Here is a 15331-nt window from a genome sequence, read left to right on the forward strand (position 1 = left end):
CTCACCCGTTGGCGCCGCCGCTGCCGGCGGTGCCCGGCAGCGCGCTGCCCTGGCCGCCGGCGCCTCCGGTGCCGCCGCCGGCGCCCGCGTTGAGCCCGCCGCTGCCGCCGTTGCCTCCGAAGCCGATGCCGGTGGCGGCCCGACCGCCGTTTCCGCCGTTGCCGCCCTTGATGACGCCGTTGTCGCCGGCATAGCCGTCGCCACCGGCGCCGCCGCTGCCGAACCACATCCCGGCGTTGCCGCCGTTGCCGCCGGCACCGCCGAGTTGGCCGCCGCTGCCGCCGTCTCCGCCGTTGCCCCACAGCACCCCGCCGTTGCCGCCGTTGCCGCCGTGCGCGCCACCGGTGAAGCCGAACCCGCCGAGTCCGCCGTTGCCGCCGTTTCCGATGAGCCCGATCGCGCTGCCGCCGTTGCCGCCGATCCCGCCGACCCCGGCCGCGCCTCCGCCGATCCCGCCGAGTCCGCCGTTGCCGCCGAAGCCGAACAGTTGACCGCTGGTGCCGCCGTTGCCGCCGGCCCCGCCGTTGCCGAACACGCCGTAGCCGCCCACCCCACCGGCTCCACCGTTGCCGACCAGGGCGATCGCGTTGCCGCCGGTGCCGCCCGCCCCGCCGGTGCCCCCGGGGCTGGTGGCGGTGCCGCCGTTGCCGGCCAGACCGCCGTTGCCGAACAGCCGCCCGCTGACCCCGCCGGCCCCGCCGGTGCCACCCGTCCCATTGGTGGTGGCCCCGCCGGCGCCGCCGGCCCCGCCATCGCCGATGAGCCCCAACACGTTGCCGCCGCGACCGCCGGCGCCGCCGGCGCCGCCGAGGGTGTTGTAGCCGCCGGCGGCTCCGGCGCCACCGTTGCCGAACAACAAGCCACCGGTCCCGCCGCCGCCCCCGGCTGCTGCCTGGTTGGCCGCCGACGCGCTCTGCCCGCCGACGCCGCCGGCTCCGCCGTCACCGACCAGACCGATTGCGTTGCCGCCGTTGCCACCGATTCCACCGAGCCCGGCAGCGCCGACGCCGCCGGCTCCGCCATTGCCGCCGAAGCCGATCACCAGGCCGCCGTGGCCACCGCTGCCGCCGGCCCCGCCGGCGCCGGCCACACCGTTGCCGCCCAGACCGCCGGCACCGCCGTTGCCGATTACGGTGAGCGCGTTGCCGCCGGCCCCCCCGGCCCCGCCGGTGCCGCCCGCGGCGGTCGCTATGCCGCCATTCCCGCCGATACCGCCGTTGCCCAACAAATGCCCGCTGCCGCCGCCGGCGCCGCCGGCCCCGGCAGTGCCGGTCGTGGTGTACCCGCCGGCGCCACCGGCCCCGCCGTCGCCGATGAGCCCGAGTACGTCGCCGCCCTGTCCGCCCGCGCCGCCGGGACCACCGAAGATGTTGTATCCGCCGGCACCGCCGGCCCCGCCGTTGCCGAACAGCAACCCGCCGGTGCCGCCGTTGCCGCCGGCAGGCGCCGCCGCAAGCGGGTCACCGGTTTGCCCGCCGACGCCGCCCGCCCCGCCGTTGCCGATGAGCCCGAAGACGTTGCCACCGTTACCGCCGGCTCCGCCGACGCCAGCCGCACCGACTCCGCCGGCGCCGCCATTGCCACCGACCCCGAAGAGCACGCCGCCGCTGCCGCCGCTGCCGCCCGCGCCTCCGACAGTGCCGAGTCCTCCGGTGCCACCTGCCCCGCCGGTGCCGATCAGCCCGAAGACGTTGCCGCCGGCGCCACCGGCTCCGCCGGACCCGCCGAGGCCCAGGCCGCCGATGCCCCCGGATCCGCCGTTGCCGTACAGCCACCCGCCGGTGCCTCCCGCGCCGCCGTTCGCGCCGGCGCCGCCGGCGCCGCCGGAACCGCCACTACCGAACAGGCCGGCGGCTCCGCCGTTACCGCCTTGCTGGCCGGCCGCGCCCGACCCGCCGTTGCCGCCGTTACCGAACAACAGCCCGCCGGCTCCGCCGCTGCGCCCGGTACCGGGCAACCCGTTGGCGCCGTTGCCGATCAGCGGGCGGCCCAGCAGCGTCTGAGTCGGGGCGTTGATCGCGCCGAGCAAGTTCTGCTGAATCGTCTGCAGGGAAGCGTTCACCGCGTCCGCGCTGCCGTAGGCGGTCCCGCCCGCGGTCAAGACCCGCACAAATTCGTCGTGGAAGGCCGTCGCCTGGGCGCTGACGGCGCGATAAATCTCGCCGTGGCCGTTGAACAGTTCGGCGATGGCTTCCGACACCTCGTCGGCGCCGGCGGCCAACAGTTCTGTTGTCGAACTCGCGGCCGCGTGGTTGGCCGCGCTGACGGCCGACCCGATACCCGCCAGATTCGACGCTGCCGCCGCCACGCTCTCCGCCGACACGATCACAAACGACACTGCTGTCCTCCCGCCGTCGAGACCCGGCTACCGACGGGTCGCTTCGAATTGCCCGAAATAACAGGCGCAAACGTACGGGTAATGGTGGCTGGATTCGCGCTAATTTATCAAAACGTTATCAAGTACTTTATTGCCGGTACTGTCAATGTTAAGCGCTTATACAAACAGTCAAAAAATGGAAATTGAAGCTAATTTGTCAAATGGCTTTACAACGCAACTTTTCCCGGCATTGCGGAAGGTGCTGGCAGCGGGAACGAGGCTGATACGGGCGAGGCTGCGCCGCGACCGGCGACGGCGGCGTGGCCAGGAAATACAAGAATTCGCGGCGAATTGGATTCAAATTGGCGAATTGCCGGCTGGGCTGAGCCGGCCGGCACGAATTACTTGCGGCGTACCGTACGCTGCACACCGCGCATCTTGCCGGAGTTGGGCAGCGGCCCTTTTGGCATCATCGCGGCACCGGCCCGGGAACCGAGCGCGGCCAGCCGGGATTCCAAGGTATCCATCTTCTTTGCGGTGATATTGGCGGGAAGGCGATTCAGGTGGCGCTCCAACTTTGCCAACGCAACCTCGCCCTCACCGTTGCCCACGATGATGTCGTAGATGGGCACTTCACCGACCACTCGCGCCGTGCGCTTCTTCTCTTGTGCGAGCAGGGGTTTGACTCGAGTCGCCGAACCCTCACCGACCAGGATGACGCCAGGCCGGCCGATCACCCGGTGCACCGCGTCGAAGTGTCCGGTCGCGGCAACGCCCGGGGTCACCCGCCACTTGCCCCGCAGGTTGTCCAGCACCCAGGCGGCGGCGCCGGTCTGGCCCTCGGCCTGCTGGAACACGCTGCGCTGCGCCCGTCGGCCGAAGATGATGAACGCCACCAGCGCGCCCAGCAGCAGCCCGAACAGGATCATCACGATCATGGTCAGCCCACCGGCCCACACCCCGACCGCCACGCTGGCCGCCACGATCAGCACGAACGCGCCGATCATGTAGGGCAGCAGGCGCTTGTCCTGCTTGCGCTGCATGTTGAACGCCTGCCACAGCTGAGCCCGCCGTTGTTTGGAAGCAGCCTTGCGGGCGGCCGCCGCCTCGGCCTTGGCAGCCTTGTTCTCGGCAGCAGTTCGGGATTTCGCCATAGTCACTAAGGATACGTACGCGCCGGTTATCCGGGCGTGGAGGTTCGTGCCGTGCGGGCCTGCTCGTAGAGCCGGCCGGCCCGGTAGGAGGACCGGACCAGCGGACCGGCCAGAACGCCGGCGAAGCCCAGCCCTTCGGCGAACCGGGCGAACTCGACGAACTCGTCCGGTGTCACCCATCGCTCCACCGGATGGTGGCGGGCCGTGGGTCGCAGGTATTGGGTGATGGTGACGATCTCGCAGCCGGCGGCGTGCAGATCGGCTAGCGCGGTGTGCACCTCATCGGGAGTCTCGCCCAAACCGAGGATCAGGTTGCTCTTGGTGACCAGGCCGAAATCGCGTGCAGCGGTAAGCACATCCAGGCTGCGTTGGTAGGTGAAGGCCGGACGGATCCGCTTGAAGATTCGCGGCACGGTTTCGACGTTGTGCGCCAACACTTCCGGCCGGGACTCGAAGACCTCGGCGAGCCGGGCGGGCTCGCCGTTGAAGTCCGGGACCAGTAGTTCGACGCCGGTGGACGGGTTGAGCTCCTTGATGGCGCGCACCGTCTCGGCGTACAGCCAGGCGCCGCCGTCGGGCAAGTCGTCGCGGGCGACGCCGGTGATCGTCGCGTAGCGCAGGCCCATCGTCTGCACGCTCTCGGCCACTCGCCGGGGCTCGTCGCGGTCCAGTTCGGCGGGCTTGCCGGTGTCGATCTGGCAGAAATCGCAGCGGCGGGTGCACTGGTCGCCGCCGATCAGGAAGGTCGCCTCGCGGTCCTCCCAGCATTCGAAGATGTTGGGGCAGCCGGCCTCTTCGCAGACGGTGTGCAGGCCCTCGCGCCGGACCAGGCTCTTGAGCTCGGTGTACTCCGGTCCCATCCGGGCCCGGGTCTTGATCCACGGCGGTTTGCGCTCGATCGGGGTCTGGGCATTGCGCACCTCAAGGCGCAGCAGTTTCCGACCCTGAGGAGCGACAGTCACAGCGTCGATGCTACGCGGCCGGCCAAATGATCCCGTACCGGCAGAGCCCCGTCCAAAGCGTCACACACGGCCTCGGCGACCGCGGCTCTGACGTCGTCCACCGCGATGTGACGGCCGAGTTCGGCGGACAACGAGGTGACACCGGCGTCGGTGATGCCGCACGGCACGATCGCGTTGAATGCCCCCAAGTCGCAGTCACAGTTCAGGGCGAACCCGTGCAGCGTCGTCGAACGCGAAACCCGCACCCCGATCGCGGCGACCTTGCGGGCGGGCCGTCCCGGCACCCAGACACCGGAGCGTCCGTCCACTCGCCCCGCTTCCAGGCCGAGGGCGCCACAGATCTTGATCAGGGCTTCTTCGAGACGCCGCACGTAGTTCACTACGTCAAGCGGTTCGGCCAGACCGATGATCGGATAGCCGACCAGCTGCCCGGGACCGTGCCAGGTGATCTTCCCGCCGCGATCGGTATCGACGACGGGGGTGCCGTCCAGGGGCCGTTCGTTCGCCTCGGTGCGCCGGCCGGCGGTGTAGACGGCCGGGTGTTGCAGCAGCAAAAGGGTGTCGGGTCCGCCGGCGAACCGGGCATCGGCCAGCTCGCGCTGCAACTGCCAGGCACCCTGGTAATCGATCGTGTCGAGCTGCCGTACCTCAATGGGAGCGGGGCTGGACCGGATTGAAGCCCTCACCTCAGCGACGTTACGCGAAGCACCCGCCCGACAGATCCACCAGCCGCTAATCTGCCTGCCATGAATCTGCTGCAGATCGTGGACCACGTCGGCTCGGCCATCGATGTCGCAGGTGTCTCGGTGATCGTGATCGGCTGCGTGATCGCCTGTTCGCTGTTCCTCGCACGGGTGGCACGCCAGCCCGACCAGGCTTATCGCGACCTGCGCAACAACCTGGGGCGTGCGATCCTGATCGGCCTGGAATTCCTGGTGGCCGGCGACATCGTCAAGACTATCGTCGTCACGCCCAACACCCAGCACGTTGCCGCACTGGCCGGCGTCGTGGCGATCCGCACCTTTCTGAGCCTGTCGCTGACCGTCGAGATGACCGGCAAATGGCCCTGGCGGGAAGCGGATTCGAAGGCGGAGGCCGCGTGAGCTAACGGTCGCCGCGCGAACAGTCGACCGACCGCATCTCCTGCATCAGCGCCATGTTCGCGTGCGGATCCACCGGGGCGTCGATGATGTGCACGCCGCCCGCCGCCGCAGCCTCGTCGAGCAGTGCACGGAATCGCGCCGGGTCTGTGAGGCGGTGCCCGGTGGCGCCATAGCTGCGGGCCAACCCCACGAAGTCGGGATTGTCGAAATCGACGCCGTACCGCGGGTAGCCGTCGGCGGTCTGCTTCATCGCGATCATGCCCAGGCTCTTGTCGTTGAACACCACCACGATCAGGTCCAGGCGCAGCCGCACCGCGGTCTCGAGATCCTGGATGTTCATCGCGAACCCGCCGTCGCCGGTCAACACCACAACCTTGCGTTCGGGATGGACGAGCTTGGCCGCGATCGCGGCGGGCAGACTGATACCCATCGATCCGAGCGCGTGGTCGATCAGCATGGTGTTGGGCTGGCGGGCATTGAAATTCCTTGTCGCCCACATCATGTGGATGCCGTTGTCGAGGGACAGGATGTCGTCGTCGGCCATGAAGTCGCGCAGTGTGGCGATGAGGTGGCCCTGTTTGGCCGGGGCAGAGGTGTCGGTCGCCGAGCGGGCGACGCTATTTCGCGTCGCTTCGGCCAGTCGGTGGAAATCGTCGTGGTCCCAGTCGGGGTTAGGGGCAAGCTGGGCGGTGAGCCGTCGCAGCGCGTCGGCCATCTCGCCGACGATCTGGGCTTGCGGGAAGTAGCTGTTGTCGCCCTGGGCGGCGAAGGGATTGAGGTGGATGACGGTCTGGGCGCCGTCGGCCCGCATGAACAGGGTGGGTTTTTCCATCACGTCGTGGCCCACGTTGAGGATCACATCGGCCGCCTGGATGGCGCAGTTCGGATAGTCGGCGGGCATGATCGAACAGCCCACGTAGAGCGGATGATCCTCGTCGGCGACGCCCTTGCCCATCATCGTTGCGACAAAAGGGATCTGGGTCTTGTCGATCAGCGCGCGCGCGGCCGCCGCCACCTCGGGCCGGTTGGCCCGGGTGCCGCCGCCCACCATGATCAGAGGGCGGCCGGCGGTGCGGATCAGCGCCGCCGCGACGTCGATGCTCTGCTGGGTCGCGACGGGTATGTCGCTGTGCCGGCACGGAACCGACGGGCCGAGCTCGGTGTCGCGGGCCACGTCGTCGGGCAACTCCAGGTGTGCCGGGCCCTGGCGTCCGCCCAGCGCCGACATCATCGCCTGGCGCACCAGTGATCCGGCCATCGGGCCGGACGGGATCTTGGCGGCGAACTTGGTGATCGGGCGCATCACGTCAACCACGTCGACCAGTTGGTACTGGCCCATCCTGTTGTCCCGCACCGCTTTCTGGCCGGTGATCACCAGCATCGGCATGGCTGCCAGGTAGGCGTGCGCCACCGGTGTCGTCAGGTTCATCGCACCCGCCCCCAGCGTCGACATGGCGACGGCAAGCTTGCCGGTGAGCCGTCCGTAGGCGGCCGCGGCGAAACCCGCGGCCTGCTCGTGACGGAACAGGACGAAGGTGATCCGGCCGTCTTTGCGCAGTGCCTCCATGAAGTGCAGGTTCTCGTCGCCCGGAATGCCAAAGACGTACTCGACGCCTTCGTCGGCGAGGGCATTGACCAACTGTTCGCTGGTGTTGGCCGGCGCGCTCACAGCTCGCCGCTGCCCTGACTCAGCACCGTCTCGGGGTCTTCGTTCTTCAGGCTTTCCTTGGCAGCATCCATCTTGTGCATGATGTTGCGCGCCTTGGTCAGGATCGCTTCGGCCTCACCACCCGGGATCACCACGGCCGTCGAACCTTTGGCGAAGATGACGTCTCCGGGTACGACGGTCACACCGCCGACGGAGATCGGGACGTCGGCCAGGTAGGGCTGGACTTCGTTGCCGCCCGCGCGCACCGTTTCGCCCCGGCTGTAGGTGGCGAACCGGTAGGTGTTCAGCTCTTCGTAGTCGCGCAGTTTGCCATCGGCGAGAATGCCTGCCATGCCCAGGTTTTCCACCCGGCTGAGCTTGGTGCCCCCGCCCAGTGACGTGTGGGGGTAGCCGTTGGATGCCATCACCAGCACCGCTCCCGCGGGGTCATGCTTGGCGACGGCCCGGTAGATGGCCGGTCCCAGGCTGTGCTTCTCCGGATCCATCAGGTCCTTGCGAACCGGCAGATAGGAAATCGTCACCGCCGGGCCGATGAGTACCCGGCTGGGATCCGGGCTGTCGAGTTCGATGATGTGAGCGCGATGCGCATGCGTCATCGTCATCGCGTCGACCACATCGGCGACTCCCAGACCCGCAACCAACTCGGTCAGCTTCATGCCTTCACCTTTCCAATCAACCGGTATTTCCTTGTGGGCCAATGGGCAGCATCCGAAGCAGCAGGCTGACAACCGGAATCATGCGCCCCATCGCGTGGGGTATCAGCTGTTCCAGCGAAGCTCGCACTGCTGCCGTCGTCGCGGCGTCGGGAAGGCCGGTGCGGCCCAGCGCTCCACTGACCGCCGCCCCGCGCCTTCTGCCGTCCGCCACCACGGAGTCGACGGCGGTCAACAGTGATCCGCTGTCGTGCAACGGTTGCAGCGCCGCGTAGTAGAGCACCAACATGCCCGGCCAGCGGGCCAGATTCCTGGGCAGGCTGACCTGCAAGGCTCGCCCCGGTCCGCGGGCGCCGATCAGGTTGACGCTGCGGACCAATTCCGCCACATGGGCCGGCATCTGGTCGAAATTCAGCGGGCTCAACACGGGCGGCGCTGACGCCGGACGCGTCGGAGGCCGCACCGGCGGGCACGGCGGCGGTGTCGCTCCGTGCAGGCGGGCCAGGACCGCGCAGAACGCCACGGTGTTCAGCGGATTGCCCCGGTCGTAGCCGGAAAGCGTTGCCCTGATCGTCGTCTCGTGGTCGGCGTCGATGCCGATCGAGCGCAGGGCCGCGGTGGGGAACCGGGGGACCGGCGGCAGCTGCGGTGCGGCGCGCAGCGCGTCGGCCTCGGAGTACACGGCGCCGTTGGCATACAGCGGCTTCATCGTCGCCCAGGTCCAGTCCAGGCCACCCGGGATCGCGGCGAGGTGGCGCCACACCAGGTTGACGAATGACATCCCGAGCGTCGTGCGGATGTCTTCGTAGAGTTCGGCGATGTGCCCGGTCGCTTCGGCCTCGCCGACACTGGGAAGCGGATCACCCTGCATGGCTGTGACGATGGGTCGACGAGCCGATCAGTCCGGCATGTTCTCGCGCATGTAGTTGATGGCCAGCTTCATCGCGGCCATCTTGACTTCGTTGCGCCGCATCATCTTTGCGTTCTGCTCCGCAATATTGACGGTGTAGGGGTTCTCGCGCAGCAGCTTGGCGGCGAAGAGCAGGTTGATGGCGGTCAGTTCGGCGTTGCGCCGCACATACGGCGACAGCTCGCCGCCCGCCTCGATGTAGCTGGCTCCCGGCCCGGCGTCGCCGACCCAGTAGAGATCGGTGTTGGGCGGGACCGTGACACCGAAGTGCAGCAGGTTGGCGAAGGTGTTGGCGACGCAGTCGTGGCTGCCGTCCTCATTGCCGGTCACCACACACCCGGCCGCGGTGCCGTAGAGCGGGAACTGGCCGGTGCGCTCGCACATCACCGTCTTGGTGGTGCCGTCCAGGCGCTCGATAACCCGTTGCATCACCGAGGAGCGCACCCCCATCCAAATCGGCATCGCGGGCACGATGATGTTGCAGCGCTTGACTTTTTCCAGGATCAGCGGCCATTCGTCGCCCTCGCCTTCATTGTTTCCGATGCCGGGCTTGACGTTGTAATCGACGACGCGGACGATCTCGGTTTCGATGTCCGGTTCATGGGCTTTGAGGCGTTCGATGAGCAGGTTGCACAGTGCCTCGGTATTGGATATTTCCGGACCCTTCTTCAGGGTGCAGTTCAGGAAGAGCGCATACAGCGGCCCCTCCTTTTTCAGATCATGAAAAACCGAGGCAGTCACGCTTCTCCATTGTCCGTCCGGTCGGCTGATACGGGCTGATACGGGCCGGAAGCAAGATACCGCAATCGCGACAGATAAGGGAGTATTCAGTCCTGATCGCGACGGGCCGTGGCGTAGTCGAGCGCCTCGCCAATTGTGTTGTGGTGGAATTGGAAACCCGCCTGCTCCAAAGCGGTTGGGATGGCGCGTTGACCGGTGAGCAGTCCTTCGTCGGCGAATTCCCCGAGGGCCGCGCGCACCGCGAACCCGGGCACGGCCATCGGCGTGGGGCGGTTGACCGCCCTGCCGAAGGCCGTGGTGAACTCCGCGTTGGTCACCGGCGCCGGTCCGGTCAGGTTCACCGGCCCGGACAGCGTGGGATGGGAAATGGCGAACAGCAGGGCGCGGACCTCGTCTTCCAGGCTGATCCACGACATGTACTGACGGCCGCTGCCGAGCCGCGCGCCCAGGCCTACCGAGAACACCGGTCGCATCATCCGTAGTGCGCCGCCCGAAGGGGCCAGCACCACACCCGTGCGGGCCAGCACCACCCGGACGCCTTCGTACTGCGCGGGCAGGGTGGCCGCCTCCCAGTCCACGCACAGTTGGGCCAAAAAGCCCCGCCCGGCGGCATCGGTTTCGTCGACTACGCGGTCTCTGGTGTCGCCGTAGTAACCCACCGCGCTGGCGTTGATCAGCGTGCCGACCCCTGCGTCGGCGACGGCGGCGGCCAGCACTTCGGTCGGCGCGAGCCGGCTGTCGCGCAGGCTCTGCTTGAACGCTCCCGACCATCGGCGCTGGCCGATGTTGACGCCACACAAGTTGACGACCACGTCGACATCGGTGAGCGCGTCCGGATCGAATTCGCCGCTTTCCGGATTCCAGTGCAGCTCTTCGGAGTTCGCTGGGGTACGGCGCACGATGCGCAGCACTTCGTGGTCGGCCGCGCGCAGCGCAGCGGTCAGCGCCGAACCGATCAAGCCAGACGAACCCGCAATCGCGATCACCGCTTTGGCCACGGTTCGGGGTCCTCCTTAAAGCCCCAAGTCGGCCTCGAAGGCCCCCTCTTCGAGTCGGTGCTTGATCGTGGTCAGGAAACGTCCGGCATCCGCGCCGTCGATGAGCCGGTGGTCGTAGGTCAGCGGCAGGTAGCTGATCGACCGGACACCGATGGACTCGTTACCGAATTCGTCGACGATCACCCGAGGGCGTTTGACGATGGCCCCGGTGCCCAGCATGGCGGCCTGCGGCGGCACCAGGATCGGGGTGTCGAACAGCGCGCCCTGGCTACCGATGTTGGTGATGGTGAAGGTGCCACCGGACAACTCGTCGGGTTTGAGGTTCCCCGAGCGGGCGCGGGCGGCGATGTCGGCAATCGCGCGGGCCAAACCGGCCAGCGACAGGTCGCCGGCGTTGTGGATGACCGGAGAGAGCAGTCCCTGCTCGGTGTCGACGGCGAACCCGAGGTGTTCGGCGTCGTAGTAGGTGATCTCCTTGGTTTCCTCGTTGTAGCTGGCGTTGATGTTCGGGTGGATCTTCAGGGCGTCGATGGCCGCCCGCGCGATGAACGGCAGGAAGGTCAGGTTCACGCCCTCGCGCTCGGCGAACGCTGTCTTGGCCCGGTTGCGCAGCGCCACGATCTTGGTCATGTCGACCTCGTGGGTCTGGGTGAGCTGCGCGGTGGCCTGCAGGGACTCGCGCGTCTTGGCGGCGGTGATCTGACGGATCCGGCTGGCCTTCTGCTTGGTTCCGCGCAGATGGGCCAGCGACGAGGCCGGAGCGGCCGCAGCGGCCGGCTTCGCCGCCGGAGCCGACGGTTGGGCGGCCGGCTTGGCCTCCTCCTTGGGCTGCTGCTTCTTCTCTGCGGCGGCGAGAACGTCCTGCTTGCGGATCCGCCCGCCCACGCCTGTACCGGTCACTTCGGCCAGGTCGACGTCGTTTTCCGCGGCCAGTTTGCGCACCAGCGGCGTCACATAGGGGCCGCCGTCCGAACCGGCGTCGGCTTGTGGTTCGGGCTTGGACTCTTGCTTGGGCTCGGGTTTGGGTTCCGGCTTGGGCTCGGGTTTGGGTTCGGGCTTGGGCTCGGGCTTGGGCTCGGGCTTGGGCTCGGGCGCCGGCTCCGGTTCGGGCGCCGGCTCGGGCTCCGGTTCGGCCTCGGCCCTTTCCTCACTGGGTTGGGCTTTCGGCTTGGGGGCCGAGCCCCCGCCCGAATCCGAGCTGCCGACCTTGGCCAGCTCCCCGCCGACCTGCACCACGTCGTCTTCTTCGGCGGTGATGCTGACCAGCACGCCGGCCACCGGCGAGGGGATCTCGGTGTCCACCTTGTCGGTGGACACTTCCACCAGCGGCTCGTCCACCTGGACCGAGTCGCCGACCTTTTTGAGCCACCGCGTCACGGTGCCCTCGGTCACCGACTCGCCCAACTCCGGCATCAGCACCGGCGTCGCGTCGCCACCGTCGGAGGCCTCCTGCTTGGGCTCCGGTTCGCTGGCGGGCTCCTCCTGCGCCGGCTCCTCAGCCGCGGAAGTCTCCTGAGCGGTGTCCTGCTCGGCCGCCTCCGACGAGTCCTGGCCGCCGTCCTGTCCGCCCTGCTGGCCGCCGCCGTCGTCACCGGCATCGTCGGCCGAGTCGCCGATGATGGCCAGCTCGCCGCCGACCTCTACGGTGTCGTCCTCCTGAGCGATGATCTTGGTGAGCACACCGGCGGCCGGGGACGGGATTTCGGTGTCAACTTTGTCGGTCGAGACTTCGACGAGTGGTTCGTCGACTTCGACCGTGTCGCCTTCCTGCTTGAGCCACCGGGTGACCGTTCCCTCGGTGACGCTTTCACCAAGTGCCGGCATCTGGACGGAGAAGGCCATCTCAGTTGACTCCTCGAACGGTCGTCGGATCGGCGCAGATCGACCTCTGGCTTACCACACCGTCAGGTAGCGGGTGCGCAATCCATGTCGAGGTCAGAACTTATCCTTTCACTCTGCCACCGGCTACCCACATTCAGGGCGCGGCGACTTCGGGTGCGTGTCGTGTCAGTCGGTGTTGCTACGGTGTGGCCACTGGTTCCCTACGACAATTCGCAGGTGGCGGAGGTTTCATGCCGGCAACACAACATGCACCCCAGCAGTTCGTCGACAGCGCGGACGGCGTCCGGATCGCGGTCTACGAGGAGGGCAATCGCGAGGGGCCGACCGTCGTGCTGATGCACGGCTGGCCGGACTCACACGTGTTGTGGGACGGCGTGGTTCCGCTGCTGGCGCAACGGTTCCGGGTGCTGCGGTTCGACAACCGCGGTGTCGGCTTGTCCTCTGCGCCCAAACCGGTGTCCGCCTACAGCACCGCCCGGATGGCCGATGACTTCGCCGCGGTGATCAGCGAGTTGAGCCCGGGGCAGCCGGTGCACGTGCTGGCCCACGACTGGGGTTCGGTGGCCGTCTGGGAGTACCTGAGCCGGCCCGGTGCGGCGGATCGCGTCGCGTCTTTCACCTCGGTCTCCGGCCCGGCCCAGGACCAGCTGGTCAGCTTCATCTTCGGTGCCCTGCGCCAGCCGTGGCGGGTGCGGCGCCTCGGCCGGGCGATCAGCCAGGTCCTGCGGCTGACCTACATGGCCTTCTTCTCGATCCCGGTGCTGGCGCCGCTGCTGCTGCGGCTGGCGTTGTCGAGCGCGGCGATGCGTCGCCGCATCGTCGACAACATCCCCGTCGAGCAGATTCACCACTCCGACAAGATGCCCAGTGACGCGGCGACCTCGGTGAAGACCTATCCCGCCAACTATTGGCGCTCGTTTTCCGGCAAGTTCCGCCGCCAGGGTGTGCACGTCATCGACACGCCGGTGCAGCTCATCGTCAACACCAGAGATCAGTACGTGCGCCCGCACGGATACGACGAGACGGTTCGCTGGGTACCACGGCTATGGCGACGCGACATACGCGCCGGTCATTTCTCGCCGATGTCGCATCCACAGGTGATGGCGGCCGCGGTGCACGACTTCACCGACCTGATCGAAGGTAAGCAGCCGAGCCGGGCGATGTTGCGGGCGCAGGTCGGCCGCCCCCGTGGGTATTTCGGCGACACGCTGGTGTCGGTGACCGGGGCGGGCAGCGGCATCGGCCGCGAAACCGCGATCGCGTTCTCGCGTGAAGGCGCCGAGCTGGTGATCAGCGACATCGACGAGGCCACCGTCAAGGAGACGGCCGCCCAGATCACCGCGCGCGGTGGCATCGCCCACGCCTACGTGCTCGACGTGTCCGACGCCGACGCGGTCGAATCGTTCGCCGACCGGGTCTGCGCGGAACACGGTCTGCCCGACATCGTGGTGAACAACGCCGGCATCGGTCAGGCGGGCGCGTTCCTGGACACCCCCGCCGAACAGTTCGACCGCGTGCTGGACGTCAACCTCGGCGGCGTGGTCAACGGTTGCCGGGCGTTCGGCAAGCGGCTGGCCGAGCGCGGGACCGGCGGGCACATCGTCAACGTGTCCTCGATGGCCGCCTACGCCCCGCTGCAGTCACTCAGCGCGTACTGCACGTCGAAGGCGGCCACGTTCATGTTCTCGGACTGCCTGCGGGCCGAACTCGACGCCGCCGACGTCGGGCTGACCACGATCTGTCCCGGCGTTATCGACACCAACATCATCGCCACCACCGAGTTCCATGCCGGCGGGACGGACGACGACAAGGTCGACGGCCGGCGTGGTCAGCTGGACAAGATGTTCGATCTGCGCAGCTACGGGCCGGACAAGGTGGCCAACGCGATCGTGTCCGCGGTAAAGAAGAACAAGCCGATCCGGCCCGTCACCTTCGAGGCCTACGCGCTGTACGGCGTGTCCCGCGTGCTGCCGCAGGCGCTGCGCAGTACCGCGCGGATGAAGGTGATCTAAACGTCGACCGGCGCGCCCCTGGTGCGCCGCACCAGCAGCGCCCCGGCCACACCCACGATGCCGATGACCGTCAGGGGGATCGTCCACATCCGCCGGCTCGACACGGCGGACTCGCACTGAGCCACGAAGTCGGTGTGCGGAATGATCTCGTTGAGGATCGGGATGTTGGCGCCGTTGCGGTCGTTGGCCGCCCGGGCTCCGGAGAGGTCGGTGGCCAACCCGTTCCCGCAAGACACCGTTCCGCCGTTGCTGTTGGACACTTGCACGGGCACCAGCAAGCCAATCACGCCGGCCACCAACAGCACGGCGCCCACCGCGATGATTAACCGTCGTACAGTCACTTTTCGGCCTTTCCCGAGGAGTATCTTGTTGCTGCTGTAGTAGCCGCCGCGGTTTTCAGCTAAACCCCGCAGTGTTTGCCAGGACATGTTTTCGGCACTTTGCGGTACTTTTCGAACGCCGGGGTACTCCGCGTGGGTGATTCCAACGCGGAAGGACTTGTCATGACTTTGACGAAGGAGTTGACCACCATCCGGGACGTTTCGGCGTCCCGCCAGGCCGTGTGGGACGTCATCGCCAACGGCTGGACGTACACGCAGTGGGTGGTCGGAAACAGCCGGACTCGTGCCGTCGACGCGAACTGGCCGGAGCCGGGTTCGACCATCAAGCATTCGGTCGGGGTGTGGCCCCTGGTGATCAATGACAAGACGGAGGTCGAAAGCTGTACTCCGGGTGAGGAACTGGTGCTGAAGGCGCGCGTCGGGCTGCTCGGTGCCGCGCGAATCACGCTGCGGCTCAGCGATATGCCGGACGGGTGCCGGATCGAGATGATCGAGGTGCCGGTCAACGGGCCGGCCAGCCTGCTGCCCAACCGGATGGCGCTGGCGGCGGTCTACCCGCGCAATCGTGAGTGCCTGTGGCGCCTCGGGGCCCTGGCCGAACGCCTCAAGCCGAGTCAGGTCAAGTAGCC

The 15331-nt window shown here is 68.0% G+C and carries 14 protein-coding genes; 3 read left to right on the top strand and 11 right to left on the bottom strand.

The genetic code is table 11. From position 1 onward, the window contains the following. Window position 1: 1 nt before the first annotated feature. The 4 genes from AWC08_RS03600 to lipB form a co-directional block, all read right to left on the bottom strand. Window positions 2-2338, bottom strand: a complete 2337-nt coding sequence (locus AWC08_RS03600) for a PE family protein (RefSeq protein ID WP_085087377.1) — start codon at window positions 2336-2338, stop codon at window positions 2-4. A 380-nt stretch (window positions 2339-2718) separates the two neighbouring features. Continuing rightward, window positions 2719-3471 (bottom strand): DUF4191 domain-containing protein, encoded by a 753-nt coding sequence (locus AWC08_RS03605; RefSeq protein WP_069435568.1) that lies wholly within the window; start codon window positions 3469-3471, stop codon window positions 2719-2721. Window positions 3472-3497: 26 nt separating this feature from the next. Then, entirely contained in the window at window positions 3498-4433 is a 936-nt protein-coding gene (lipA, locus tag AWC08_RS03610) for a lipoyl synthase (RefSeq protein ID WP_065136515.1), read from the bottom strand. Next, the gene (gene lipB, locus AWC08_RS03615) at window positions 4430-5119 is read right to left on the bottom strand and encodes a lipoyl(octanoyl) transferase LipB (protein ID WP_069435569.1); all 690 of its coding nucleotides are present in this window, start codon (window positions 5117-5119) and stop codon (window positions 4430-4432) included. The genes lipA and lipB overlap by 4 nt, the downstream gene beginning before the upstream one ends. A gap of 60 nt (window positions 5120-5179) precedes the next feature. Between lipB and AWC08_RS03620 the strand changes: the two genes are divergently transcribed. Continuing rightward, a complete protein-coding gene (locus AWC08_RS03620) occupies window positions 5180-5536 on the top strand; it encodes a DUF1622 domain-containing protein (RefSeq protein WP_065136513.1) in 357 nt (118 codons plus the stop codon). Window position 5537: 1 nt separating this feature from the next. On the opposite strand, the gene AWC08_RS03625 is transcribed toward AWC08_RS03620, so the two are convergent. The 6 genes from AWC08_RS03625 to sucB all read right to left on the bottom strand — a co-directional run bounded on the left by AWC08_RS03625 (window position 5538) and on the right by sucB (window position 12349). Further along, the gene (locus tag AWC08_RS03625) at window positions 5538-7205 is read right to left on the bottom strand and encodes an acetolactate synthase large subunit (RefSeq protein ID WP_069435339.1); all 1668 of its coding nucleotides are present in this window, start codon (window positions 7203-7205) and stop codon (window positions 5538-5540) included. Further along, window positions 7202-7861, bottom strand: a complete 660-nt coding sequence (locus AWC08_RS03630; RefSeq protein ID WP_065136511.1) for an RraA family protein — start codon at window positions 7859-7861, stop codon at window positions 7202-7204. Before AWC08_RS03630 ends, AWC08_RS03625 begins: the two co-directional genes overlap by 4 nt. 16 nt (window positions 7862-7877) lie before the next feature. Further along, window positions 7878-8729, bottom strand: a complete 852-nt coding sequence (locus AWC08_RS03635; RefSeq protein WP_069435338.1) for a hypothetical protein — start codon at window positions 8727-8729, stop codon at window positions 7878-7880. A gap of 27 nt (window positions 8730-8756) precedes the next feature. After that, on the bottom strand, window positions 8757-9509 hold the full coding sequence (locus AWC08_RS03640; protein WP_069435337.1) for a flavodoxin family protein: 753 nt from the start codon (window positions 9507-9509) through the stop codon (window positions 8757-8759). Window positions 9510-9595: 86 nt separating this feature from the next. Further along, window positions 9596-10507, bottom strand: coding sequence for a TIGR01777 family oxidoreductase (locus tag AWC08_RS03645; protein WP_065136508.1), 912 nt, complete (start codon window positions 10505-10507; stop codon window positions 9596-9598). Between the two features lie 15 nt (window positions 10508-10522). Beyond that, window positions 10523-12349, bottom strand: coding sequence for a 2-oxoglutarate dehydrogenase, E2 component, dihydrolipoamide succinyltransferase (gene sucB, locus AWC08_RS03650; RefSeq protein ID WP_069435336.1), 1827 nt, complete (start codon window positions 12347-12349; stop codon window positions 10523-10525). Between the two features lie 230 nt (window positions 12350-12579). On the opposite strand from sucB, the gene AWC08_RS03655 reads away from it, so the two are divergent. Further along, window positions 12580-14361, top strand: a complete 1782-nt coding sequence (locus AWC08_RS03655; protein ID WP_069435335.1) for an SDR family oxidoreductase — start codon at window positions 12580-12582, stop codon at window positions 14359-14361. Here the strand turns inward: AWC08_RS03655 and AWC08_RS03660 are convergent. Beyond that, complete coding sequence (locus AWC08_RS03660) at window positions 14358-14702, bottom strand: aminopeptidase (RefSeq protein ID WP_065136505.1); 345 nt, start codon at window positions 14700-14702, stop codon at window positions 14358-14360. The two genes, AWC08_RS03655 and AWC08_RS03660, sit on opposite strands and share 4 nt — an antisense overlap. A 162-nt stretch (window positions 14703-14864) precedes the next feature. Between AWC08_RS03660 and AWC08_RS03665 the strand changes: the two genes are divergently transcribed. Further along, a complete protein-coding gene (locus AWC08_RS03665) occupies window positions 14865-15329 on the top strand; it encodes an SRPBCC family protein (RefSeq protein WP_069434741.1) in 465 nt (154 codons plus the stop codon). Window positions 15330-15331: the final 2 nt, after the last annotated feature.

This window comes from Mycobacterium gordonae, assembly GCF_002101675.1.
GTDB classification, from domain to species: domain Bacteria; phylum Actinomycetota; class Actinomycetes; order Mycobacteriales; family Mycobacteriaceae; genus Mycobacterium; species Mycobacterium gordonae.